At 73.1% G+C, this 24,552-nt stretch carries 21 protein-coding genes; 12 read left to right on the top strand and 9 right to left on the bottom strand.

Features of this window, described 5'->3' with window-relative positions:
- Window positions 1-10 precede the first annotated feature (10 nt).
- Entirely contained in the window at window positions 11-1,183 is a 1,173-nt protein-coding gene (locus AB0K18_RS09270) for an FAD-dependent monooxygenase (RefSeq protein WP_364912162.1), read from the top strand.
- Between the two features lie 4 nt (window positions 1,184-1,187).
- The gene (locus AB0K18_RS09265; protein WP_364385905.1) at window positions 1,188-1,658 is read left to right on the top strand and encodes a nitroreductase family deazaflavin-dependent oxidoreductase; all 471 of its coding nucleotides are present in this window, start codon (window positions 1,188-1,190) and stop codon (window positions 1,656-1,658) included.
- 46 nt (window positions 1,659-1,704) lie between these two features.
- Here the strand turns inward: AB0K18_RS09265 and AB0K18_RS09260 are convergent, their stop codons facing one another.
- Complete coding sequence (locus tag AB0K18_RS09260; protein ID WP_364912159.1) at window positions 1,705-2,940, bottom strand: pyridoxal phosphate-dependent aminotransferase family protein; 1,236 nt, start codon at window positions 2,938-2,940, stop codon at window positions 1,705-1,707.
- A 138-nt stretch (window positions 2,941-3,078) separates the two neighbouring features.
- On the opposite strand from AB0K18_RS09260, the gene AB0K18_RS09255 reads away from it, so the two are divergent.
- Both AB0K18_RS09255 and AB0K18_RS09250 read left to right on the top strand, forming a co-directional pair.
- Window positions 3,079-3,327, top strand: coding sequence for an acyl carrier protein (locus tag AB0K18_RS09255; RefSeq protein ID WP_364912156.1), 249 nt, complete (start codon window positions 3,079-3,081; stop codon window positions 3,325-3,327).
- The gene (locus AB0K18_RS09250) at window positions 3,327-4,538 is read left to right on the top strand and encodes a beta-ketoacyl-[acyl-carrier-protein] synthase family protein (RefSeq protein ID WP_364912153.1); all 1,212 of its coding nucleotides are present in this window, start codon (window positions 3,327-3,329) and stop codon (window positions 4,536-4,538) included. Before AB0K18_RS09255 ends, AB0K18_RS09250 begins: the two co-directional genes overlap by 1 nt.
- Here AB0K18_RS09250 and AB0K18_RS09245 read toward each other — a convergent pair.
- The 4 genes from AB0K18_RS09245 to AB0K18_RS09230 all read right to left on the bottom strand — a co-directional run bounded on the left by AB0K18_RS09245 (window position 4,525) and on the right by AB0K18_RS09230 (window position 10,045).
- The gene (locus tag AB0K18_RS09245) at window positions 4,525-5,394 is read right to left on the bottom strand and encodes a phosphatase PAP2 family protein (RefSeq protein WP_364912150.1); all 870 of its coding nucleotides are present in this window, start codon (window positions 5,392-5,394) and stop codon (window positions 4,525-4,527) included. The two genes, AB0K18_RS09250 and AB0K18_RS09245, sit on opposite strands and share 14 nt — an antisense overlap.
- Before the next feature lie 267 nt (window positions 5,395-5,661).
- Window positions 5,662-7,869 (bottom strand): MMPL family transporter, encoded by a 2,208-nt coding sequence (locus AB0K18_RS09240; RefSeq protein ID WP_364912147.1) that lies wholly within the window; start codon window positions 7,867-7,869, stop codon window positions 5,662-5,664.
- Between the two features lie 271 nt (window positions 7,870-8,140).
- The gene (locus AB0K18_RS09235) at window positions 8,141-9,136 is read right to left on the bottom strand and encodes an endonuclease/exonuclease/phosphatase family protein (RefSeq protein WP_364912146.1); all 996 of its coding nucleotides are present in this window, start codon (window positions 9,134-9,136) and stop codon (window positions 8,141-8,143) included.
- 267 nt (window positions 9,137-9,403) lie between these two features.
- The gene (locus AB0K18_RS09230) at window positions 9,404-10,045 is read right to left on the bottom strand and encodes a hypothetical protein (protein WP_364912144.1); all 642 of its coding nucleotides are present in this window, start codon (window positions 10,043-10,045) and stop codon (window positions 9,404-9,406) included.
- A gap of 309 nt (window positions 10,046-10,354) precedes the next feature.
- Here AB0K18_RS09230 and AB0K18_RS09225 point away from each other — a divergent pair, with 309 nt between their 5' ends.
- The 3 genes from AB0K18_RS09225 to AB0K18_RS09215 all read left to right on the top strand — a co-directional run bounded on the left by AB0K18_RS09225 (window position 10,355) and on the right by AB0K18_RS09215 (window position 14,083).
- Complete coding sequence (locus tag AB0K18_RS09225) at window positions 10,355-10,840, top strand: MarR family transcriptional regulator (RefSeq protein WP_364912142.1); 486 nt, start codon at window positions 10,355-10,357, stop codon at window positions 10,838-10,840.
- Window positions 10,841-10,928: 88 nt separating this feature from the next.
- Window positions 10,929-11,828, top strand: a complete 900-nt coding sequence (locus AB0K18_RS09220; protein ID WP_364912139.1) for an LLM class flavin-dependent oxidoreductase — start codon at window positions 10,929-10,931, stop codon at window positions 11,826-11,828.
- A complete protein-coding gene (locus AB0K18_RS09215; RefSeq protein WP_364912136.1) occupies window positions 11,825-14,083 on the top strand; it encodes an LLM class flavin-dependent oxidoreductase in 2,259 nt (752 codons plus the stop codon). Before AB0K18_RS09220 ends, AB0K18_RS09215 begins: the two co-directional genes overlap by 4 nt.
- Before the next feature lie 7 nt (window positions 14,084-14,090).
- On the opposite strand, the gene AB0K18_RS09210 is transcribed toward AB0K18_RS09215, so the two are convergent.
- Window positions 14,091-14,870, bottom strand: a complete 780-nt coding sequence (locus tag AB0K18_RS09210; RefSeq protein WP_364912133.1) for an aminoglycoside 3'-phosphotransferase — start codon at window positions 14,868-14,870, stop codon at window positions 14,091-14,093.
- A gap of 147 nt (window positions 14,871-15,017) precedes the next feature.
- On the opposite strand from AB0K18_RS09210, the gene AB0K18_RS09205 reads away from it, so the two are divergent.
- A complete protein-coding gene (locus tag AB0K18_RS09205) occupies window positions 15,018-16,307 on the top strand; it encodes a cytochrome P450 (RefSeq protein WP_364912130.1) in 1,290 nt (429 codons plus the stop codon).
- Between the two features lie 110 nt (window positions 16,308-16,417).
- Window positions 16,418-18,487, top strand: coding sequence for a hypothetical protein (locus tag AB0K18_RS09200; RefSeq protein ID WP_364912128.1), 2,070 nt, complete (start codon window positions 16,418-16,420; stop codon window positions 18,485-18,487).
- Window positions 18,488-18,541: 54 nt separating this feature from the next.
- On the opposite strand, the gene AB0K18_RS09195 is transcribed toward AB0K18_RS09200, so the two are convergent.
- The gene (locus AB0K18_RS09195; RefSeq protein ID WP_364912125.1) at window positions 18,542-19,369 is read right to left on the bottom strand and encodes an N-acetylmuramoyl-L-alanine amidase; all 828 of its coding nucleotides are present in this window, start codon (window positions 19,367-19,369) and stop codon (window positions 18,542-18,544) included.
- A gap of 198 nt (window positions 19,370-19,567) precedes the next feature.
- Window positions 19,568-20,533, bottom strand: coding sequence for a C40 family peptidase (locus tag AB0K18_RS09190; RefSeq protein ID WP_364912122.1), 966 nt, complete (start codon window positions 20,531-20,533; stop codon window positions 19,568-19,570).
- Window positions 20,534-20,651: 118 nt separating this feature from the next.
- Here AB0K18_RS09190 and AB0K18_RS09185 point away from each other — a divergent pair, with 118 nt between their 5' ends.
- Window positions 20,652-20,933: a metal-sensitive transcriptional regulator gene (locus AB0K18_RS09185; RefSeq protein WP_345407621.1), complete on the top strand. Its 282-nt coding sequence runs from the start codon at window positions 20,652-20,654 to the stop codon at window positions 20,931-20,933.
- 326 nt (window positions 20,934-21,259) lie between these two features.
- Here AB0K18_RS09185 and sigJ read toward each other — a convergent pair whose 3' ends face one another.
- Window positions 21,260-22,147, bottom strand: a complete 888-nt coding sequence (gene sigJ, locus AB0K18_RS09180) for an RNA polymerase sigma factor SigJ (protein WP_364912119.1) — start codon at window positions 22,145-22,147, stop codon at window positions 21,260-21,262.
- Between the two features lie 143 nt (window positions 22,148-22,290).
- Between sigJ and AB0K18_RS09175 the strand changes: the two genes are divergently transcribed.
- Together AB0K18_RS09175 and AB0K18_RS09170 are read left to right on the top strand one after the other, a co-directional pair.
- Entirely contained in the window at window positions 22,291-23,457 is a 1,167-nt protein-coding gene (locus AB0K18_RS09175) for a serine hydrolase domain-containing protein (RefSeq protein ID WP_364912117.1), read from the top strand.
- Window positions 23,458-24,004: 547 nt separating this feature from the next.
- Window positions 24,005-24,487: a carboxymuconolactone decarboxylase family protein gene (locus AB0K18_RS09170; RefSeq protein WP_364912114.1), complete on the top strand. Its 483-nt coding sequence runs from the start codon at window positions 24,005-24,007 to the stop codon at window positions 24,485-24,487.
- The last annotated feature ends 65 nt before the right edge of the window (window positions 24,488-24,552 follow it).

The raw sequence follows: 24,552 nt of genomic DNA, 5'->3' as shown, positions 1-24,552 counted from the left end.
AGGCGGGAGAGTGCTCGTCAGCGGGGCTGGGATCGCCGGGCTCACGCTGGCCTACTGGCTGCGGCGCCGCGGGTTCGAGCCGGTGGTCGTGGAGCGCGCGCCACACGGCCGCCTGGGCGGCTACGGGGTCGACTTCTTCGGCAGCGGTTACGACGTCGCGGCTCGCATGGGCATTCTCGACCGGCTGACCCCGCACCGGCTGCCGGTCGACGCGGTCGAGTTCGTCGACGCCTCAGGACGGTCCTCGGCCCGGTTGCCGGCTGAGCTGCTGGAGCGGGTCATCAGGGGGCCGCACCTGCCGCTGATGCACACCACACTGGAAGGCGCCCTGCTCGACGCCGTGGACGGTGAGGTGGAGATCCGCTTCGCGGACAGTGTCGCCGACGTCCGCGACACCGGCGGCGCGGTCGAGGTCGCCTTCGCCGGCGGTGGCCGTGAGCGGTTCGACCTGCTGGTGGGGGCCGACGGCATCCATTCGCGGACGCGGGAGCTCGTGTTCGGCCCTGAGTCGCGGTTCGTGCACCCGCTCGGTACGCGGCTGGCGTCCTACCCGGTGCCCGACCGTTACGGCTGGGGCCGGGTACGCGCCCACTACACCGAGCCCGGCCGCCAGACCGTCCTCTATCCGAGCGGCGAGCCCGGCACCCTGGTCGCCCTGCTGCTGTTCCGCGCGCCGCGTGGCGGGAGCGTCCCGCGTGAGCAGCGGGCGGGCCTGCTGCGGGAGCGCTTCGCCGGCGCGGGCTGGCTCACGCCGGCGCTGCTCGCCGACGCACCCGCCGGCGATTCGATCTTCATGGACGAGATGGCCCAGGTCATGATGCCTGTCTGGCACCGCGGCCGGGTCGCTCTGATAGGGGACGCCTGCGGCTGCATGACCATGGTGTCGGCTCAGGGCGTCTCCATGGCGATGGCCGGGGCGTACGCGCTGGCCGAGGCGCTGGCCGAAGAGCCGGGCCACGAGCGCGCGTTCGCCCGGTACGAGGCCAGGATGCGTCCCGAGGTGCGGCGACGCCAGCGCAACGCCCTGCTGTTCGCCCGCATGCTGCTGCCCTCCGGCCGCGCGGGGCTGGCCGTGCAGGGACTCGCCAACCGGATCATCACCCGTCAGGCGTTCGCGCCCGTGCTGCGCCGGCAGTTCGGCGCGGGGAGCGTCCTGCCGCCCGCGACCACCCGAGGAAGGTGACGTCATGGAGATCGTCAAGAGGCCGGCACCGCCGACCGGGCTGCGCCGCAAGCTGTGGCGGCTGCCCATCCTGCTCTACCGGCTCGGCCTGGGCGCCCTGCTGGGCGGCCGGGTCATGCTGCTCAACCACGTCGGCAGGGTGTCCGGACTGCCGCGCCAGGTCGTCATCGAGGTCGTCGAGCATGACGAGAACGGTTACGTGGCCGCCTCGGGGTTCGGCGTCAAGGCCGACTGGTATCGCAACGTCACCGCCTCCCCCGAGGTGACGATCCAGGTCGGCGGACGCGTCCACCCGGTGACGGCCGTTCCGCTGCCGGCCGAGGCGGGGGCCGTCATCATGGCCCGCTACGCGTCCCGGCATCCGACCGCCGCCCGGCGGCTGTGCAAGCTCATGGGCTACGCCGTAGACGAAAGCCAGGACGACTACCACGAGGTGGGGAAGCACATCCCGTTCGTCAGGTTCGTCCCGCGCTAGCTCGGGCGGGCGCGGTCTCCTGCCGGGTTCGCGGGAGTGATCGCGCTCAGCCTCGGGCGTTCGGGCGGCGATGGCCCAGGGCGTGGGCAGGCCGTTCACCGGACATCTCACCGGTGACCGTCGCCACCGCCTCCAGGACCCGGTCCACCTGGGCGGTGGTGTGGGCGGCGGTGACGCTGAGGCGGATCAGCGGCTGCTCGCCCGGCGCGCCCGGTGGCAGCATCACGTTCGCCAGCACGCCTTCCTCCAGCAGCTTCGCCCAGAAGCGGCAGCACGTCAGCGCGTCCGCCATCGGCAGCGCCACCGTGGGGGTGCCGCCGGGCGGGATCGCGTAGCCGAGCCTCGTCAGGCCGGCGCGCAGGCGGTCAGCCGCCGCCAGGACGGCCTGGCGGCGCTGCGGCTCCGTACGGATGATGTCGAGCGCCGCCAGCGCCGCGGCCGTGCACGACGGCGGCAGCGACGCCGAGAACAGCGCGGGCCGCGCGCTGTGCCGCAGGTAGTCGACCACGTGCCGGGGCCCCGCCACCGCGCCGCCCAGCGTGCCGAAACACTTCGAGAACGTCACCGTCTGCACGTCGACCGCCGCGCCCAGGCCGAAATGCTCGGCCGCGCCCCGCCCGCCCGCGCCCAGCAGGCCCGCGTCGTGCGCGCTGTCGAGCACCACCCGCGCACCGTGCCGCGCCGCGTGCTTGGCGACGCCCGGCAGGTCGCACAGATCGCCGCCCACCGAGAACATGCCCTCGGTGAGCACCATCGCCCCGCGCTCGTCGCCCACCCCCTCAAGCAGCCTCTCCAGGTGCGCCATGTCGTTGTGCCGGTAGCGCCGCAGCTCAGCCTGCCCCAGCCGGGCCGCGTCGATGAGCGAGGCGTGCATGTGCCGGTCGGCCACCACCACGTCACGCGGCCCGAACAGTGCGCTCAGCGCCAGGTTCGCCTGGTAGCCGGTGGAGACCACCATCGCCGCCTCGTGCCCGAGGAACGCCGCCAGCTCCCGCTCGAGCCGCTCGTGCAGGGCCAGCGTGCCGTTGAGCACCCGCGAGCCCGAGTTGCCCGCGCCCAGCTCCTCCATCGCCGCCACGCCCGCCGCCGCCAGCCGCGGGTCGCCCGACAGCGCCAGGTAGTCGTTGGAGCCCGCCAGCAGCACCCGCCGCCCCGCCGCGACCACCTCGCCGCCGCGGGGCCTGCCCTCCACCGGCAGGTAGAAAGGGTAGACGCCGGCCGCGGCCACCGCCTCGACCTCCTGGGGGAGCCGGCATTTCGTGAACGGGTCTCTCCGCCCCACGCACTTCACCTCGGATGGCCGTAGCTGACAGTGTCCGGTCGTAAGGGTAGAGTAATCGCCGCTGATCCGGTTCCCGGGCGTCCATGCCGGCCGGTCCGCCTCCCGCATGCCCCCAGACACCCCGACAAGGACGTACGCATGACCGAGGAAGAGATCTTCCAGCAGCTGCGCACCATCTGCGCCCGGATCCTGTCGGTGGATCCCGCGCGCATCTCCGCCGACACCGACCTGCGCCAGGAGCTCGACGCCGACAGCCTCGACATGGCCGAGCTGGCCGCCGCCAGCGAAGACCGCTTCCACATCGCCGTCGACCTCGACACCGCCAAGCAGGCGCGCACCCTGGCCGACATGGCCGGGCTGGTCCACGCCGGGGCGCGGGTCGGCTGATGGGCGCGCGGGTCCGCGTCGCGGTCACCGGGCTCGGCGTGCGTACGGCGGCGGGCAACGACCTGGCCGGGTTCTGGCGGACGCTGGTCGAGGGGCGGTCCACGGCACGCACGATCACCTCGTTCGACGCCGGTGAGCTGCCCGTCGGGTTCGCCTGCCAGGTGCCCGGCTTCGACCCGGCCCCCTACGTCACGGGCAAGGAGGCCCGGCGCATGGACCGCGCGACGCTGCTCGCCGTGTGCGCCGCCGCCGACGCGCTCGCCGACGCGGGCGGGCCGCACGTGCCGCCCGAGCGGCGCGCGGTCGTCACCGGCACCGCGCTCGGCGGCACCGAGACCTCCGAGGCCGCGCTGCTCGGCGGCGGCCAGCCCGGCGCGCTCTACGTGCCGCGGACGATGCCCAACGCCTCCGCCGCGTTCGTCAGCATGCGCCACGACATCCTCGGGCCCAGCATGACCGTCTCCACCGCGTGCGCCTCCGGCGGCCACACCGTCGGCGAGGGGCTGCGGCTGCTGCGCGACGGCTCCGCCGACCTCGTCGTGGCCGGGGGCACCGAGGCGTGCGTGTCGCCGACCATCCTGCTCGCCTTCCACCGCTGCGGCGCGCTGTCCCAGCGCGGCCACGAGCCCGAGCGCGCCTCCCGCCCGTTCGACGCGGCCCGTGACGGGTTCGTGCTCGCCGAGGGCGCCGCGTTCGTCGTGCTGGAGCGTCTCGACGACGCCGTACGCCGCGGCGCCCGCGTCTACGCCGAGCTGGCGGGCTACGGCCGCACCTCCGACGCCCACCACCTCACCTCGCCCGACCCCAAGGGCGACGGCGCCGAACGCTGCCTGCGCCAGGCCCTGGCCGACGCCCGGCTCACCCCCGGCGACGTGGCCCACGTCAACGCCCACGGCAGCGGCACCGTGCTCAACGACGTGACCGAGGCGCGGGTGATCGCCCGCGTGTTCGGGCCGGGGCAGGTGCCCGTCACCTCCACCAAGAGCATCGTCGGTCACGCCATCGGCGCCGCCGGGGCCATCGAGGCCGTGGTCTCCGTGCTGACCCTGCACGAACGCCTCATCCACCCCACCATCAACCTCGACGTGCTGGATCCCGAGTGTGAGGTCGACGTCGTCCGGTCGCCGCGTCCGCTCGGAGCGGGGGCCGTGGTGTCCACGTCGTTCGCGTTCGGCGGCCACAACGCCGGCCTCGTCTTCACCCCGTCCTGACCAGGGTGCGGCGGGCGCTCTGGGTGCGGCTTATCACCGCGTGCACGACCAGCGCCACCATCAAGCCCGCGACCAGGTCCGACACGTAGTGGTACGAGTTGTGCACCACCGCCACCGTCAGCCCCACGGCCGCGAGCCACAGCAGCGGGCTCGCCGGTCCGCGGACGTGGCGGCGCAGGGTGAGCACCGTGATCCAGGCGCCGGCCACGTGGGGTGAGGGGAAGCAGGCGCCGGGCGGGTCGAGGGCGGCCATGATGGCGTTCTGCAGCGGGGTGATCAGGTAGCCGGAGGGGCGCTGGGCGGCGTACAGCTCCGGCGGCGCCGGCGCCGGTCCTTCCAGGGGAAGCGCCATGAAACCGACGTAGCAAATGATCAGCGTGGCGAGCAGCGCGAACAGGTATCCCTCCGCGAGGTTTGCACGGCCTCGAAAGTAGAGCACCGGCGCGATCAGAAAACACCCATAAAAGGAGAAATAGCAGAACGTCACCAGTTCGGTGGTCGGCGGCATGGCCCACTCGGCGACGACGGCGTTGGGATCGACTCCGAACACCCCTCGCTCCCAGGCGCGTACGGCATCGTCGAGGAACCGGCCATGCACGGCGAGCGCCGCCTCGGCAGCGATGGAGTACACGACCGGCATCACGAGCAACGGCGCCATGAACCGCAGGCCCGCCACCCGCCGATCACCCGGCCGCCACTGCCCGGCCCGCGCCGCCAGCACCAGGAACGCACCACCAAGCAAGCACCCGCCAAGCAGCCCCGGCGCGCCGGGCACCCGCTCGTGGGCCAGGACGACAACGGTCGCCATCAACGCGAAGTAGCCCAGCAACAGCCCTTCGACCGGCCGAATCTCCACAATCCTCCTACGAACGAGCGCCACATGAGCAGCGCATTCCAAAGCCCCCACCGACACCCCGCCCTCCGCCGCCCGCCTCCGAGCAGACACGGACGTCCGCGGCCCCGGCACCGCGTTCGGACCATCGCTGCTTGGCGCACCCCCGAGCAGGGGCGGGTGCCGGCGTGCTGGGCGCTGCGCCCGGACCTCGGACGCCCAGCGCACCCCCGGGCAGGGGCGCCATTGGATGGGGCATGGTGTGGGCGGGTTCGTCCGGTGGGCGGCGTGTCAGCCGGTGGGGACGGCTTGCGTGGGTTGCTCGGTCGGGTGGGGTGCCGGTGGCTTGTGGTGGTGTTCGTGGGCGGGCCACCAGATGCGGGGGCCCAGGTGGTGGGCCAGGGCTGGGACCAGGAACGAGCGGACCAGCACGGTGTCGATGACCACCCCTACCGCCACCAGCAGGCCGAGTTGGACCACCGGCACCAAGGGCAGGACGGTGAGGACGAAGAAGGCGGCTGCCAGCACCACGCCGGCCGCCGTGATCACGCCGCCGGTCGCGCGCAGGGCGTGCAGGGTCGCCCCGCGGGTGCCGAGGTGTGCGGTCTCCTCGCGTACGCGGGCCATCAGGAAGATGTTGTAGTCGACGCCGAACGCCACCAGGAACACGAAGGCGTACAGGGCGAACGACACGTCCATCACCGGATGGTCCAGCACCTGCGTGAACAGCGCCGAGCACAGCCCGAGCGTGGCCGCGAACGACAGCACCACCGTGCCCATCAGCAGCAGCGGCGCCACCAGCGAACGCAGCAGGACGATCAGGATCAGGCCGACGACCACAAGGATCAGCGGCACCACGAGGCGGGCGTCGGCGAGGGCGGCGTTCTTGGCGTCGAGCAGCTCGCCGGTGAAGCCGCCGACCAGGGCCGCGTCGCCGGCCGCCGCGCGTACGGTCGCTCGGAGGTTCTCCACCAGGCGCTCGGCGTGCGGCGTGTTGGGTTCGGCGGCCAGCACCACGTCGTAGACGCGCCAGGGGGCGACCGGCCCGCGCCGCACGGACACCACACCGTCGGCCCCGCGTACGGCCCGCGCCACGGCGGCGGTCGCGCCTTGCCTGGCCAGCACCACGACGGGTGCGCTGGCCGGATAGTGGCGCCGTAGCGCGTCGTAACCCTCCACCGACCCCGTGCGGATGGTGAACATGGCCGACGGCGGGATGCCGGACGCGTCCAGCGTGGTCAGCCCCAGGCACATCAGGGCGAGCAGCGCCAGCGACCCCGCCCACGCCAGGGGCGCCCGCCGCCCCACGAACCCCGCCACCCGCCCCCACACCCGATCCGGCCGCCCGCTTGGGCGAAGCGCCGGACCGTGCTGCGACAGTCCGGCCCGCTGGTTGGAGAGCGGGTCGTGCTGTGACTGCGCGGCCCCCTGGATGGGAGGCGCGTCGTCCCGCGGCAGGCTTGTCCACTGGACGGAGGTGACGTCGTGGCGGGGTGTGTCGTTCGGTGGGGTGAGGGTGGGTCGGTGGTGGGGGATGGCGGGCCAGAAGGCGCGGCGGCCGCCCAGAAGCATGAGGGCGGGGAGGAGAGTCACCATGACGGCCATCGTGATGAGGACGCCGACGGCGGCTGCGGCGCCGATCGAGCGGAGGGCGTTGGTGTCGGCGGCGGCGAGGCAGCCGACACCGCCCGCCACCGTCAGGGCCGAGGCGATGACCGTGCGGATGCCGCTGGAGAGGGCCTGTTTCAGGGCCGTTGTCGTGCCGGGGGTTACGCGGAGGCGTTCGCGGAAGCGGGCCACCAGCAGCAGCGCGTAGTCCGTGGCGACGCCGAAGACCAGGACGGTGAAGACCTCCGGCGTGGCGGCGCGCAAGGTGATCCAGCCTGAGCGGACGAGGGCGTAGATCGCGGCGGCTGAGCACAGATAGGCCGCCGCCACGGCGAGCATCGGGATCAGCCAGAGCACTGGGCTGCGGTAGACGGCCAGCAGGACCAGGAGCACCACGGCCACGCTCAAGGCCAGCAGCGTGCCGTCGACCCGCAGGAACGAGTCGGCGTAGTCGGCGGCGACCCCGCCCGCGCCGGTCACGTGGCTGACCAGGCCCGGTGGGTTGGCGGCGGCCGCGATGTCGCGCACCTGATCGACGAGCGGGGCGATCACCACGCCGGGCCGGCCGGACAGCAGCACCGTCACCTGGAGGGCGCGCCGGTCGGCGCTGGGCAGCGGCATCGAGGAGGTGCCGACCACGTCGGGCAGGCGGGCGAACCTCCGCAGGTCACGGCGTACGGCCGCGAGGTCGGCCGGCCGCAGCGGGCCCGTGCGTTCGTAGATCACGAGGGTGGGCACCGACCGCCCGGACTGCTCGGCCACCAGGTCGAGCACCCGCGCCGACTCGACGCCTCGGGCCAGCATCGACGTGCCGCTCGTGACGCGGACGTCCTCGAGCGGGCCGCTCGTGAGCACGGCCACCACCGTGAGAACGACCCACCCGAGAACCACGCCTGCGGCGATTGTCCGCGCGCGTATCGTGCGAAAAAGAACCGGCAATTCCCGCCCACCCCCGGCCTTGGTACAAAGGTGCCGGCCGACAGGTAGACCCTAGGTTCCCGATCCCGCTCAAACAAATTGACGCAGCGGTCTTTTATTTACGTCGGGTGGTATCAAAAGCCGACATTGGGATATTCAGGTGTGGCGGGTATTTATGGAAATTGCGGAAGGTGCGGCTTTTGTTCTTGGCCGGGTTCGCCTCTCCGCGAACGGTCCCGGCGTGTCAGGGGCGGACGCGGAGGTCGGCGAAGAGGGCCCGGTGGTCGGAGCCGGGCACGTCGAAGATCTGGGTGGCCACCGCCCCGGCACGCGCGTCGGTCAGCACGTGGTCGATGGTGACCAAGGGCGGCAGCGAGCGGCCGTGCGGCCAGGTGGGGACGAGGCCGTTGCCGGTGGAGGCGGCGGCGTCGGTGTAGCCGGTGCCGAGGAGGTCACGGAATACGGCGTGGTCGAGGGTGGCGTTGAAGTCGCCGGCCAGGATCCTGGGCGGCCCCGACGTGGGCGCGGGCGGCAGGGAGGCGACGCCGGCGTGCCATTCGGGCACCGTGCGGGGCACGGGAGCCACCGGGTGCACGACGACCACCTCGACCGGCGAGCCGCCGGGCAGGGACACCTCCGCGACCGGCATGTGGTGCCCGACCGGCCGGAACAGCCCCTTCCGCTCGCGCAGGGGATGCCGGGAGTAGATGCCGCTGCCCTCGGGGCCGCGTACGTCGGGCACGCTGATGTCGTACGGCAGCAGGTCGTCGAGCCCGGCCGCCGTCAGCCGGACCTTGGCCGACCAGGTGAGCTCCTGGATGCTGAGGACGTCCACGTCGAGGCGGCGTACGAGATCGACGATGACCGCCGCGTCGCCGCGCCCGCCGTTGAGGTTGGCGGTGAGCACCCGCAGCGTACGGCCCCCGGCCGGCGCCGCGCCGTCACCGAACGCGCGCGGCGCCACGCACCAGGCCAGGCAGCCGCACACCACCAGCATGATCGCCGCCGCGGCCCGGCTCCTGAGCAGGACCGCGACGCCCAGCACGACCAGTGCCAGCACCGCGAAGCAGGGGGTGAAGGCGGCCATCGGCACCAGGAAGACGCCCGTCTCCAGCCCGCCGAGCCGCACCACCGTGCCTGCCGCGAACAGCACCGCCAGGGCGACCGTCAGCCGCCTGCGCCACACCCGCCTGGGCCGCACCTCGGGCGCCGCCGTCTCCACGTCCTCTTGCACCAGCACGAGCGCCCAGGCTAGAGGAGCATCCTTAACGTCAGATGAGGATCCACCCGCCGTACGACGTCCCGGTCGGCGCGGGGCCGAACGCAGTGGCGGTGCGGCGTCAACGGCCGGCGCCAACCGTCGGCCTCAACGGTCGGCCTCAACGGTCGGCCTCAACGGTCGGCCTCAACGGTCGGCCTCAACGGTCGGCCTCAACGGTCGGCCTCAACGGTCGGCGCGGTACGGCGAGCAGCGGCAGTGTCGGCCGCCGGCGTGGTCGGCCGGTCGTCAGACGAGGCCCACCATGAAGCCCTCGTCCTTGATGCCCCAATAGGCGGCCGGTCGGTACTGGCGCATGGCCTGCTCGATGACCGGGATGTACTTGGGGTTCGAGCCGAGCGGCAGCAGGTAGCCGTTCTTGACGGTGTGGAACTCCCACAGGTGCTCCATCTCCGGGTGCCGCTGCCGGAAGCCGGGGTCGGCGGGGAACAGGTCGAGTCTGACCATCGTCTTGCGGAAGATGTAGTCGGCGAGTTTGACGCGGCGCTGCTGCGTACGCGAGATGCCCACCCCCGCCAGCTCCTGCCACGCCGCCGCCCACGGCTGCCCCTGCGGATCGTCCCAGCGCACGCCGTGGGCGTCGAAGACCAGCCGGCGCGGGCGGGTCAGCTTCTTCCAGGTGAAGACCGGGAGCAGGCCGATGAGCAGGAAGATCGCCCCCACGATGCCGACGGCCACGGCGGTGCCCGAGCCGCCCGTGGTCTGCCCGGTCAGCGCCGAGACCACGGCGAGGAGCCCGATCCCGCCCGCGACCGACGCGCCGATCACCGACTTGGTCTTGGTGTCGCGGGCCACGTCGATGATCACGGGAGGCGGCGGGGCGGTTGGTCCTGGCGGGGGATAGGGCGGGTTGTGGGGGCCGTACGTCATGACATGTCACGTTAACGCGGGTGAGCAGGGGAGATGTCACGCTTCAGGGTTTTGCGAAGCGTGCCCGGGCCGCCGTACGACATCACCCGGACGGGGGAGGTGAAGAGGCGGAACCTCCGCGAGAGTCGTGACCGCACTTCACGCCGATCTCGTCAGGAGACGATATGAGTACGTACGCACGCGCCGCCACGGCCCTCGCCCTCACCGCGCCGGTGATCAAGGGCCGGTACGTGCTCAAGGACAAGCGGTGACGCGTTGTGTGACAGAACGTCTGCGGTGCCGAAAGTCGGTGGTCGGTAGTATCTCGGTATGAGTGACGAACCCGAGCCGGACCACAACCTCGGCTGGACGCTCGGCGTGCTGCTGCGCGCCTACCAGAGCACGGTCGTCACGGTGATCGGCGACCTGCCCCACGGCCCGCGCGGCTACCAGACGCTCGCCGCCGTGGTGGGCGGCCGGCATCCGACCCAGCTCTCCCTGGCGTCCTTCCTCGGCATCGACCGCACGGTGCTGACGTACCTCGTGGACGATCTGGTCGAGGCGGGGCTGGTGGAGCGCAGGCTCAACCCGTCCGACCGGCGGCAGCGCCGCATCGTGGCCACCGGCGAAGGCGTGCGCGTCTACGAGGACCTCGAACGCCGGGTGGGCGACGCCGAGGACCACCTGCTCGGCGCGCTGTCGGCGGACGAGCGCGAGGCGTTCAGGAGCATGTTGCGGCGGGTGGCGTGTGACGTGAGCGACATCGAGCCGGCGAAGGATCCGTGCGAGGTGGCCGAGGAGATGCTGGCGGACTGAGGCGGGAATGTGCCCGGCTGATCCGTGGTTGTGCAACTCGTCTGGCGCGTAGATAGTCTTCGCGACAACATATCTTGAGGAGGGCACGATGCCTGACTACGGCCACGAGCTCACGTTCGGCACCTTCATCACCCCCGCGAACTCCGCACCGAAGGAGGTCGTCGGCCTGGCACAGGAGTCCGAGGCCGCGGGGCTCGACCTGGTCACCTTCCAGGACCACCCCTACCAGTCGGGCTTCCTCGACACCTGGACGCTGCTGTCCTACGTCGCCGCCAAGACCGAACGGGTCCACCTGTCCGGCAACGTCATCAACCTGCCGCTGCGCCCGCCCGCCGTGCTCGCCCGGGCGGCGGCCGGCCTCGACCTGCTCAGTCATGGACGGTTCGAGCTGGGGCTGGGGGCCGGCGGGTTCTGGGACGCGATCGAGGCCATGGGCGGCCGCCGGCTCAGCCCCGGCCAGGCCGTGGACGCGCTCGGCGAGGCGATCGACGTCATCCGCGGGCTGTGGGACGCGGACAACCGGTCGCTGTTCCGGGTGGACGGGACGTACTACCAGGTCGACGGGGCCAAGCGGGGGCCTGCTCCGGCGCACGACATCGGGATCTGGCTGGGGGCGTACAAGCCGAAGATGCTCCGCCTCACCGGCGCCAAGGCCGACGGGTGGCTGCCCTCGCTGCCGTACGTCAAGAGCCTGGACGAGGTCGCCCGGTCCAACGCGATCATCGACGAGGCCGCTGAGGCCGCCGGGCGGGAGCCCGCGGCGGTGCGGCGGCTGCTCAACATCGGCGGCCGGTTCGGCTCCACCCGCAGTGACCGCCTCCTCGCCGGGCCGCCCGAGCAGTGGGCCGAGCAGCTGGCCGCGCTCACCCTCGAGTACGGCTTCTCCGGCTACATCGTGATGGCCGACGACGCCGGCACGATCAGGACGTTCGGCGAAGAGGTCGCGCCCGCCACCCGCGCGCTCGTGGCGCAGGAGCGCGCCCGATGACCACCCGGTACGCCCACCCCCTCCGCCTCGGCCTCCTCCTCACCGGCACCGCCCCCGACGCGGCGGCCGACCTGGCCCGGCTGGCCGAGGAACTGGGCTACGACCTGATCACCTTCCAGAACGAGCCTCCGACCTCCGGCGATGGCGACAAGGCGGCGGGTCTGGACGCGTGGACGTTGATGAGCTGGGTGGCGGGGCGGACGGACCGCATCACCCTGGCCGCCGTCACCGCGCCCGCCGCGAAGCCCGCCACCGCTCAAGGCACCGCGTCCGCCGCGAAGCCCGCCACGTCGCAGGACACGGCGCTCGCCGCCGTGCCCACCGTGACCGCGCGTGCGGCGGCGAGCCTTGACCTGCTCACGGGCGGGCGGGTCGAGCTGGGGCTGCTCGCCGGCGCCGACACCGGTGAGGCGGCCGACATCGTCCGCGGCATCTGGTCGGCCGCCGAGCGCTCGCCCTTCCGCCACGACGGCGAGCACCACCGGGTACCGGGCGCGGAACGCGGCCCCGCCCCCGCCCACGACATCCCGCTCTGGATCGCCGGCGACCCCGGCCCCGAAGTGCTCCGCCTCGCCGCCCGCAAGGCCGACGCCTGGCTTCTCACCGCCTCCGGCCAGAGCGCCGACGCGGCGCCCCCAGCAGGAGGTGCGGGTGACCGGCTGGTCACCGCGGCCACTGCGGCGAACGCCGTCATCGACGAGGCGGCTGAGGCGGCGGGGCGCGATCCACGCGAGATCCGCCGGATGGTCCAGGTGACCGGCGAGGCGACGGCGGCCGAACTACTGCCCCTCATCGAGGACGCCGGGATCGGCACCATCCTGCTGGCCACCGACGACCCCGACACGATCAGACGGTTCGCCGAGGAGACCGCCCCGGCCCTTCGGGCGGCGGCGCAGGACAAGACGACGCAGGTCAAGAGCCTGTTCGTGCGCAAACACCGCCACCCGGGCATCGACTACGACGCCGTCCCCGCGAGCCTGGCCGCCTCGGCGGTGGAGCCGGGCGACCCCGGCTACGCCCGCGTGCGCTCGACGTACCTCAGGGGCGGATCCCCCGGCCTGGTCCTGCGCCCAGGCACGCCGGACGAGGTGAGCGAGGCCGTGCGGTACGCCCGTACGCAGCCGGTGAAGCTGTCGATCCGCAGCGGCGGCCACGGCATCAGCGGCCGCTCGACCAACCACGGCGGCATCGTCATCGACCTGTCCCGCCTGCACGCCATCGACGTCCTCGACAAGGAGACCCGGCGGGTCCGCATCGAGCCGGGCGCGCGCTGGAGCGACGTGGCCGCCGCGCTCGCCCCGCACGGCTGGGCGCTCAGCTCGGGCGACTACGGCGGCGTCGGGGTGGGCGGGCTGGCGACGTCCGGTGGGATCGGGTGGTTCGTCCGCGAGCACGGCCTGACCATCGACCACCTCAAAGCCGTCGAGATGGTGCTGGCCGACGGCACCCGGGTGCGGGCCGACGAGGAGGAGAACGCCGAGCTGTTCTGGGGCGTGCGCGGCGCGGGCGCGAACTTCGGCATCGTCACGGCGTTCGAGTTCGAGGTGGACGAGGTGGGCGACGTCGGGTTCGCGCAGTTCGTCGTGGACGCCACCGACACGGCGGGCCTGCTGGAACGCTGGGGCGCCGCCATGGAGGCCGCGCCGCGCGACCTGACCAGCGCCCTCATCATCGGCCGCGCCCGGCCGGGGCAGCCGCTCATGGGCCAGATCATGGCCGTCGTCGACTCGGACGACGCCGAGACGATCGTCGCCAGGCTGCAGCCCATCGCGGCCGCGGCGCCGCTGCTCGACTACTCGATCCAGGTGCTGCCGTACGACGCGGTCATGCACGTGCCGCCCGCCGCGCACGAGGGCCGGGGCGAGCCGGTGACCAGGTCGGGGCTGGCCGACCACCTCACGCCCGAGCTGGCCGCGGCGGCGCAGCGGCTGGTGGCGAGCGGGCAGACGTACTTCTTCCACATCAGGGGCATCGGCGGCGCCTCGCGCGACGTGCCGTGGGACGCCACCGCGTACGCCGGCCGCTCGGCCAACTTCCAGCTCGTCGCGTTCGGACACAGCCGCCGCGGCCTGGACGCCGCCTGGGACGCCATGCTCGGCCACTTCTCCGGCCTCTACATCAACTTCGAGACCGACCAGCGCCCCGCACGGCTGCTCCAGGCCTACCCCGAGCCCACCCTGCGGCGGCTGCGGGAGCTGAAGCGCCGCTACGACCCGGGCAACGTCTTCCGCGACAACTTCGCCATCGAGCCATGAGCGGGGCTCACGCGAGGTCCCACAGCAGCCGGTAGTAGGCGACGCGCACGGGGTCGGGCTCGATGCCGTACCCCTCGTACAGGCCGGCGTCGTGGCCAGGGCCGAAGTCGTGGTCGAGGCTCCACGCCGCCACGGCGAGGTCGGCCCACCGGTCGGCCACGCCGAGCGAGCCGAGGTCGACGTGCGCGGCGAACGTGCCGTCGTCGTGCAGCAGCGTGTTGGGGACGCACGCGTCGCCGTGGCAGACGACCAGCCGGTCGATCGGCGGCGGACGTTCGATGATCACGCGGGCCTCGTCGAGGCCGAGGCGGCGGTGCTCGGGCGACCAGTCGTCCGGCCCCTCCCCGTCGGCGAACCGCTCCCGGGCGCGCCGCAGCCGCCGTTCGACACTCCAGTCGTACGGGCACGCGCTCGCGGGCAGCGTGTCGTGCAGCAGCCGCAGCCCACGCCCGATCGCCCGCGCCACCACCTCAGGCTTGCCCCGCCACCGCTCGGCCACGGCCGAGGTGCCGGGCACGGCGGCCGTCACCAGCCACTCCTCGCCGGGGCTCGTGCCGTGCTCCAGCACCGGCGGCACGTGAACCCGGCGGGACGCCCACGTCAGCCGCTCGGCCTCGGCCATCAGGTCGATCTCCGGCGTCCCCGCGGCGACCCACTTGGCGTAGCGCACGCCGGCGCCGTCGAGCCGGTACGTCAGCCCGCCCAGCTCGTTGCGCCACACCAGCGTGACGGCGTCGTCGCCGGCCAGCTCGGCGATCACGGCGGGGATCTCGGTGCTCACAAGCACGTGATCATGGCAGCCGCGAGCCGGCCGGCGCCACCGATTTTCCGCGATTCGTGCACACCGTGCATACATGCGCGTCGTGTAAGTTCTGCGCAGAAGGACGTTCCGAACGCTGACGGGCCGGCCCGAGCCCGGGAACAGGATGTGCCGATGAGCAACGACAGCCTGACCGAGGAGACCCCCGCCGCCAACCCCACGGCGATGCGCAGGATCCTGCCCGCCGGGATGGTGGAGCGCGGCGGGTGCCCGTTCGACCCGCCGCCCGGGCTGGTCGAGCGGCGCGGCAAGGGCGCCGTTCAGCCGCTGCCGCTGCTCAACGGGGCCGAGGCGTGGCTGGTGGCCGGGTTCGACGAGGCCCGGACGGTGCTCGCCGACCCGCGCTTCAGCGCCGACAGGATGCGGCACCGCGAGGCCACGTCCCTGCAGCCGCACGAGGTCGAGGCGTTCAAGGCCGGCAGCCTGCCGCAGGGCCCGGCCATCGAGACCCGCGAGGACGGCTTCTTCGTCTTCATGGACCCGCCCGAGCACACCAGGATCCGGCGGCTGCTCACCGGCCAGTTCACCGTGCGGCGCATGAAGGCCCTGGAGTCGCGCGTCACGGAGATCGCCGTCGAGCACATCGAGGCCATGAAGGCGGCCGGCGACCAGGCCGACCTGGTGCAGGCGTTCGCGCTGCCGCTGCCCTCGCTGGTCATCTGCGAGCTGCTCGGCGTCGACTACGCCGACCGGGCCGAGTTCCAGGAACGTACCGCCATCTCGCTCAACTCCAACACCCCGCCCGAGGAGCGGGCCAAGGCCGGGGCCGAGCTGTACGCGTTCATGCAGGGCCTGGTCGCGGCCAAGCGCGCCGAGCCGGGCGACGACCTGCTGTCGGGGCTCATCCACGAGGCCGAGCCGCCGCTGACCGACGGCCAGCTCGTGGACATCGCGCTGGTCCTGCTCGGCGCCGGTCACGAGACGACCGCGAACATGCTGGGGCTCGGCACGTTCGCGCTGCTGGAGAACCCCGGCCAGCTCGACGCGCTGCGCGCGGACCCGTCGCTGATCGACAACGCGGTCGAGGAGCTGCTGCGCTATCTCAGTATCATCCAGCTCGGCGTCAGCCGCGTCACCACCGAGCCGGTGACCCTCGGCGGCGTGGACATCCCCGCCGGTGCCACCGTCGTCGTCGCCACCCCCGAGGTCAACCGCGACCCGCGGCACTGGCCCGACCCCGACCGCCTCGACGTACGCCGCCCGCGCACCTCGCACCTGGCCTTCGGGCACGGCGTCCACCAGTGCCTGGGACAGCAGCTCGCCCGGGTCGAGATGCAGATCGGGCTGCGCGAGCTGATCACCCGCCTGCCGGGCCTGCGCCTGGCGGTGCCCGCCGACCAGGTGCCGCTGCGCAACGAGATGCTCATCTTCGGCGTGCACTCGCTCCCGGTCGCCTGGTCCTAGCTCCCTTGCCCGGCCTGCCTGCGGTACCTGAGGCCGGCTCACGGGGGTCGTGCCAGACCGATTGCGGTGAGTTGACCGACACGGGCGATTTCGGCTGGGACAGTCGCGGCGTGGAGAGTGTGCGACTTGTGGCGCGGTTGCGGCGGGGTGGGGTGTTGTGGCCCGGTTCCCGGGCGGCCGGGGTCGATGTGGGGCGGCTGGCGGTGCCCGGTCTGGTGGTGTTCGCGCCGCTGGCGTGGTTCGCGGGGCTGGCCGCCCTGCCCATGGTGGGGTCGGTGGCCGTGGTCAACGGTGAGCTGGTGCTGGCCGAGGATCCCGGGCCGTGGCAGCCGGGCTGGGCGGCGGGGGTCGCGGTCGTGGTGGTGGCGGCGTACGCGGTGGTGTCGGGCGCCACGACGCTCCTGGCCGCGGCCAGGCAGACCGGGCGCCAGGCCGAGCCGGCGGCGGCGCTCGGAACGGCGGTGCGGCGGTGGCCGGCGCTGCTCGCGGTCACCGCGATCACGGTGCTCGGCGCGGCGGCGGTGGTGGGTGCGGGGGTGGGGGTGCAGGTGGCCGTCCGGTGGGAGTTCCTCTCCTGGCTCACGGCGGGCGGGCTGGCGCTGGCCGCCTCGCCGGTCCTGCTGGCCGGGCCGGTGCTGGTGCTCGAACGGCGGGGGCCCGTCCAGGCGGTCGGGCGGGCGTACCGGCTGGCCGTCGAAGGCACGTGGCCGGACGTGATCGCGCTGCTCACCGGGGTGGTGCTCGTGCCCGCCCTCGCCGTACGGGCCGCGCTGTGGGCTCTGGACGCCGTCCCCGCACCGCTGGCGATCACCTTCGCCGCCGCCCTGGCCGTGACCGTGGTGCCGTTCCAGGCGAGCGTCCTCACCCGCGCCTACCTGCAACGGCTGGCGTGGCGGCACACCGCGCTCCAGGACTCGGCCGTCTTCCCGGAGACCGTCGCACTCAAGGACATCCCCTCCTGCCGGAACGGCCGCGCAGAGCCGGCAGGGACCTGGCTGTGGCGGCTGGTGGCCGCCGTCCTCCTGCCCGCCGTCCTGTACGCGATGACCGCCACCGCGAACCTGCTCGACCGCCCCGAGCTCTACCAGCGACCGGTCACGGCCGTCTCCGGCCCGGCCGCCGCGCACCTGACCGGCGACGGCCGGCTGCTGCTGCTCCTGGACGACCTGGACACCCCGCCGACCCTGCTGGCCTGCACGGATCCCGCCTGCACGGACGCCGCCACCGTCTACGCCGGCCCGGCGGGCGAGGACCTGTGGCGGGATGTGGCCTCGGCTCCCATGCCCGGCGGCCGGCTGCTGCTGGCCTCCTGGGCCACCACCGATGGCGGCACCGGGCGGCTCGACCTGCTGCTGTGCGACGCGAAGAGCTGCACCAGGCCACCGGGCCCGGCGGGGCGGGTGTCGGCGGGGCCGCACGAGTTCGCGCTGGCGGTGGCCGCTCGGCCCGGCGGCGGCGGAATGGTGCTGGCGCACGCGGGCGAGTCGGGCGCCGGGAAGCCGGGGGAGCAGACGGTGGCGTTCACCTCCTGTGCGGACCTGGCCTGCTCCACGCCGGTCACGCGGCAGGCGGCGGTGCTGAAGGTGCCGGCGTACCTGGATAAAGAGGACGGTTTCGCGCTCGCCGTCGCCCCTGACGGACGGCCGGTCGCCGCCCAGCTCGACGCGACGACCGGCGCCGTGCACGTCGTCTCCTGCCAGGACGCCGCCTGCGAGCGGGCCACGGTGAGCACGCCCGTGAGCGGCTCGGCGGCGCCGGCGCGGGGGCTCGCCCTGGGGACGCCCCGATCCGGGCTCGCGCTGGCGATGCGGCGGGACGGGCGGCCGGTGATCGCGTACCAGGCGGGTGCGGACGGCACCGTCACGCTGCTCGACTGCCGCACCGCCGACTGCGCGGACGGGCGGACGACGCGGCTGTCCGAGGCCGTCCACGGCCCGCCCGTGCTGGTGCTCGACCGGGCGGGCCGGGCCCTGGTCGCCTACCAGGACGTGGCCCGCGACAGGATCGCCCTCACCTCGTGCACCGCCACCCGCTGCGGCACGGTCGCCGTCGCCAGGCTGAACGGCGCGGGCGGCCGCCTGGCGATGACCCTGGACACCGCCGGACGGCCGATCCTCGCCTGGACCGCCGGCCAGGGCCAGGACGGCCGGGTCATGGTCGGCACCCTGCTCGGCGCATGAACGCCGGCCGGGTCGTGGCCGGCGCCCCCAGCTCGGCGGGTGGTGCCGTTGGCGTCAGACGCGCAGCAGCGGCGGCCACGTCCGGGGGCCGACCTCGCCGTCGGCTTCAAGGCCCTCGGCCTGCTGGAACCCGCGGACCAGCTCCACCAGCTGGTCGTCGCAGAGCGTCGACTTGAGCCAGCCCTCCAGCCCGTCCGCGACCTGCGCGTACGCGGCCGGCGGGACGTGCCCGCGGGCGAACAGGCACCCCCTGACGGTCTTGACGTCGAAGTTGTCGTCGCCGAGCCGGACCAGTGGCAGTTGCTTCACGATGTCCTCCGTCCAGGACCCTCCGGGGCCGGGGCCTCCAGGGGCGGGCGTGTCGCCGACGAGGGCCGTGACGGCCGCCCTGAAGTCGTCCATGTCGATCGAATGGGGGTCGGGCTTGGAGGTGTTGACCTCCCGGTGCGCCTTGACGCGCGAGGCGGGCAGCCCGAACTCGCGGCACAGCTCCGCGCACAACTTCCGGTAGGCGTCCAGCTGCTCGGCCGGCCACGGCTGGGAGCCGTCGTTCTCGGCCTCGATGCCGATGGAGCTGGAGTTGTCGTGGAAGGCCGACGTGGAGGGCGCGTTGTGCCAGCACCGGCCGGCGGCGATCACGTAGATGTGACCGGACCGGCCGAGCCCGAAGTGGGACAGCGGCCCCTCGAGGTCGGGCCGCCCGTCACGGACGACCGCGAGCGAGGGATAGTCGCCGCCGCCCGCGGGCCCCGCGGTGTGGTGGCAGACGATGCCGTGCACTTCGGGCTGGGGGCCGTGGCCGCGGCCACGCCAGCCGGACACCTCGGTCACCGGGTGCCCGGTGCGCCGGGCGACGTCGGCGAGCTGGGTCAGGAAAGGCATCGAGGACCTCCGTGGTGCGTCTCGATGATGCTCACAACCTTCGGTGTGGGAGGACAAGATGACCGCGTCATCGCGGTGCACGGCCGCCGCGGGGGATGGGCGGCCGGTGGCCTCGCCGGTGTGGCGGGCGCTTACAGATCACTAGCACGCGGTACCCGAGCGCGACCGGAAAATGCGCAGAAATCACAGCGCCGGAGGTCAGGGCCGTACGGCGCCGATCAGGCGGTTACGCCAGTAGCCGTCGAGGGTGACGATCTTGACGACGTCGCCGGTCTGCGGGGCGTGGACCATCTTGCCGTCGCCCACGTACATGCCCATGTGCCCGAGACCCCTGCTGAACAGCAGGTCGCCGGGCTGCGCCGCCGTCACGGGGACCCGCCGCGCGGCGCCCCAGCTCCACTGCGTGTACGTGGTGCGCGGCAGCTTCACCCCTGCCGCCCGCCAGGCCGCCTGCACGAGCCCGGAGCAGTCCCACGAGCCGGGCCCGGTGCCGCCGTACCGGTAGGGCTTGCCGATCTGCGCGAACGCGAACTCCAGCGCCCGCCGCGCGTTCCCCGACGCCGGCCCGGTGTACGTCTTGCCGGTGCTCTGCGGATCGCCCGTCTTGAACGCCCCCAGCCGCCGCAGCAGCGCGGTCTGCTGGTCCACCAGCTTGTCGACCTGGGCCTGTTCGCGGCGTACCTCGTCGCGGGCCTCGTCGGCCTCGGCCAGCACGGCCTTGGCCCGGTCGCGCTTCTGACGCAGCCGCGCGGTGGCCGACTCGAAGGCGCGCAGCCGGGCGGCGCGGTCGCGGGCGAGCTGCTCCAGCGCCGCCATGCCGCCGAGCACGGCCTCGGGGTCGCCGCTGCCGACGAAGCGCTGCCAGCTCAGCGGCGAGCCGAGCTGGTAGTCGCGCGCGGCCAGGTCGGCCAGCTCCGCGCGCAGCTCCTCGGCCCGCGCGTCGTCCGCCGCCGCCTCCGCGTCGAGCGCGCGGTAACGGTCACGGGCCGTCTTGTACGCCTCGCTCGCCCGGTTGTAGCGCTCGACGAGCTGGTCGGCCTTCTCGTTGAGCTTGACCAGCCTGGCCCTGGCCTGGGCCGGTGACGGGTCGGCCATGGCGGGGCCGGGTAAGGCCAGGGCCATCGTGCAGACCACCGCTGACACCGCCGCCGCCCGTACCCTCACGTGTGCGCCTCCTCCGTCGTCACGACGAGGTACGCAGGCGCGGCGCCGTCCGGTTCAGCGGCGACCCGGAATACGGTACAGGGGTATGGTGTTGCGCAGGAGCGAGGGGAGGCGTGACATGGCCGGATACAGCGCCAACAAGCAGGACCACGCCATGCGGCTGCGCCGCGTCGAGGGGCAGATCCGCGGGCTGCAGCGCATGGTGGAGGACGACCAATACTGCATCGACATCCTCACCCAGGTGTCGGCGGCGACCAGCGCGCTGAAGGCGTTCTCGCTGTCGCTGCTGGAGGAGCACCTGGCCCACTGCGTCGCCGAGGCCGCGCAGAAGGGCGGCCCCGAGGCCGACGCCAAGGTCAAGGAGGCCTCGGACGCGATCGCCAGGCTGGTGCGCTCCTGACGCTCAGCCGGGGGCGGGGCCCGTGCTGCCGCGTACGAGCAGCCGGGGCTGGTGGCCCTGCGCCAGTGATCGCGGTGAGGTGGGTGAGGGTCCCGGCGTAGCCGGCGCGGGTGGTGGCCGCGGTGCGGGACTCCAGGAAGCGCTCGATGGCTGCGGCGGTGCTCGAGCCCGTGGGGCGGGTTGAGCTGGGGAACGCCAGTGTGACCGATGATCCATCTGCCCTGTCACATCGACCGCGGCGCGTGGCGGATGCTCAGTCGTCGTCGGCACGAGGGCCCGCCACCCGGGACTTTCGGCGACGAGGCCGTCCCGGCGCGGGCCGGGTTTCACAGCTCCAGGTTGGTGAGGTCGAGCCGGGCCAGCCGGTCGGGGTCGGACAGGATGTCGATGGTGGAGATCTTGCCGTCGGAGACGGTGAAGCTCATGACGGAGATGAGCCGTCCGTCAATGGTGTTGACCAGGCCGGCGAGACCATTGACCAGCGCCGGGTGGGCGGTGGCGCTGGTGGCCATGCGCTGGAAGGTGGCGAGCTGCCCGGCCACCGCCGCGACACCGCGCAGCACCTTCATGCCGCCGGCGAGCGTCCCGCCGTCGCCGCGCAGCACCACGTCGGGGTCGAGAATGGACACCAGCGCGGCGAAGTCGCCGCCGCGGGCGGCGGCCAGGAACGCGTCCACCACGCGGCGCTGATCGGCCGGATCGGGGTCGGGGTTCGGGGCCGCGCCGCGGACGCGCTGACGGGCGCGGCTGGCGAGCTTCTTGGCCGCCACGGGCGTGCGGTCCACGATGGGCGCGATCTGCTCGAACGGCAGGCCGAACATGTCATGGAGCACGAACGCCAGCCGTTCGGCCGGGGTCAGGGACTCCAGCACGACCAGCAGCGCCAGGCCCACCGAATCCGCCAGCAGCACCTCCTGCTCCGGGTCGGCGGCATCCGCGAGGCTGACCACCGGATCGGGCAGGCGCTCCTCCAGCGACTCCTCCCGCCGGGACTTACGGGCACGCAGCATGTCCAGGCACACCCGGCCGACCACGGTGGTCAGCCAGCCACCGAGATTGTCGATGTCGCCCGAGTCCGAGCGCGCCAGGCGCAGCCATGCCTCCTGGACCGCGTCCTCGGCCTCGCTCAGCGAGCCGAGCATGCGGTAGGCAACCGCCTTCAGATGGGGACGGTGCCCCTGGAACTGGTCGGCCAGAAAGTCATGCGGCGTCACGGTCGTCTTCCTCCCATCTCAGTCACGTCAAAGCGCTGACGCATCAAATCAAGGAAAGGTGACCGCGTACGCACCCGGTCACCTTTCCCGCGGACCATGCGTCATGCCGGTGCCCAACACTCCTGACGAAGGGTTGCCGAACGATGAGCAGGATGAATGTCTACGGAACGGTCGCGGACGGCTTCGAGCCGGTGCGCGAGGAGTTCACCGCGACGGTGGCCGAGCAGGACGGCCAGGCGGGCGCGCAGCTCACCGCCTACGTCCGCGGCCGGCGGGTGGTGGACCTGTGGAGCGGGGACGAGGCCGGCGGTGACACGCTGACCGCCGTCTACTCCTCCACCAAGGGCGCCGCCACGCTGGTGACGGCGCTGCTGGTGCAGGAGGGCGTTCTCGACCTGGACGAGCCGGTGGCCCGGCACTGGCCGGAGTTCGCCGCCGCAGGCAAGGACACGATCACGCTGCGGGACGTGCTCACACACCGCTCCGGCGTCATCGGGATCGACGGCGGGCTGTCGGCGGCCGAACTGGCCGACGACGCGGTGATCGCCTCCCGTCTCGCCGGGCAGCGGCCGTACTGGCGGCCCGGTTCGGCCTACGGCTACGGCGGGTTCGTCACGTTCGCCATCGTGAACGAGGTGATCCGGCGGGTGACCGGCCACTCGCTCCAGCAGCTCTACGACGAGCGCATCCGGATCCCGTACGGGCTGGACCTCTTCCTGGGGCTGCCCGCGGCCGAGGAGCAGCGGTTCCGGCCCATCCAGTGGTGGACCGCCACACCGGAACAGGAGGCCGCGTTCTGGTCGAACCTGCCCGGCCCGCACAGCATCCTCGGCATCGGCTACGGGCTCAACAGCACGCCGCCGCTGGACCAGGTCGCCTTCGCCAACACCCGCGCCGTCCGCGCCAACGGCCCGGCCTCAGCCGGCGGGGTGGGCAGCGCACGCGGCTTGGCCGGCCTGTACGCGGCGGCCGTCTCGGGCCTCGACGGACGCCCCCCGCTCCTCAAACCGGACACCGTCGCCGAGTTCGCCCAGCTTCACTCGTCCGGCTCGGATCTGGTCCGCGGCGCCCAGGGCAACTACGCGCTCGGCTTCCAGGCCAAGGGCCTGCGGTACACGTTCCTCAGCGCCAACGCGTTCGGCCACGACGGCTCGGCGGGCTCGGAGTCCTTCGCCGACCCGGTCAGTGGCATCGCGTTCGGCTACACGCGCCGCCGATTCGGCTTCGCCTGGTCCTACCCCGAGCACGACCGGCTCGCCGCAGCCGTCCACCGCGCCGCCATCGCCGCCATCGCCGCCATCGCCGCCTGAGGAGCCTGGTGATGAGTGTTCCCGATAGAAGAAGCGGCCTGGCCCTGCTGGTGATCGCCGCCGCGCAACTGCTGACGGTGATGGACGGCACCGTCGTGTGCTGATCGCCGCCCGGGTGCTGCAGGGCGCCGGCGCCGCGATCGTCGCTCCGGCCGCGCTGTCCCTGCTCGCCGACACCTTCCCCGCCGTCGCACTCGTGGTCCTCGCCGGATCCTCCACCCTGACACCCGGCAGCCGCGAGCGCGGCATCGGACCCCGTTCGCAGGCCCGCACCTCCACCCGGGCCGTCCTCGCGATGGGATGGCGGTGGCCGCCGCGGCGATGGGCTGGTTCAGCCTGCTCACCCCCGACCAGAACCCCCTGCTCGCGCTCCTGCCCGCCCAGCTCGCTGGCGCCCTCGGCCCGCCAACCGGGACGCTGGGCCCACACCGCAGGCCCTCGGCAACACGCCCGGCTGAAATCGACCGCCCCAACCGGTCACCTTCGCCGCACACGATCCGTCAAAGCAGCGATCCACCAGTTGAGACTCCCGAAGGGAACACCCACCATGACCACCATCGAGTCGCGCCTGCCCAACCCCGCCGTGCTCGTCCCCGAACTCAAGGACATCGGCGGCGCCCTGTACAAGGCAACCGGCAACGGCACCATCCCGCAGACCACCATCAGCCTCATGCAGCTGCGCGCGGGCCAGATTGCCGGCAACACGTACCTGACCGTCCTGCACACCGGCAACCTCCGCAAGGCCGGCGCCACCGAAGAGAGCATCGCCGCCGTGGCCTCCTGGCAGGACGCGCCCTACTTCACCGACGCCGAACGCATCGCGCTGGAACTCGTCGAATCCGTGCTCACCCCGAACCCGTCCGGCGAACGCGTCCCTGACGAGCTGTACGCCCGAGCCTGCGAGCAGTACGACGACAAGGCGCTCGCCACCCTCATCATGGCCATCGGCCAGGTCTGCTTCTTCCTCCCCCTGGCCCTCATCGGCAAGCCGCTTCCCGGTGTGTCACCGGCGGAGCAGTGGAGACCGTGACGCCCCGAAATCCTCAGGGCGAGGACACGGCAACCCGTGCCTCGCCCTGCCCGGGGCCAGTTCAG

The sequence above is a fragment of the Nonomuraea sp. NPDC049421 genome, from assembly GCF_040677005.1.
GTDB lineage: Bacteria > Actinomycetota > Actinomycetes > Streptosporangiales > Streptosporangiaceae > Nonomuraea > Nonomuraea salmonea.
This window is presented reverse-complemented; position numbering and strand designations above follow the sequence as displayed.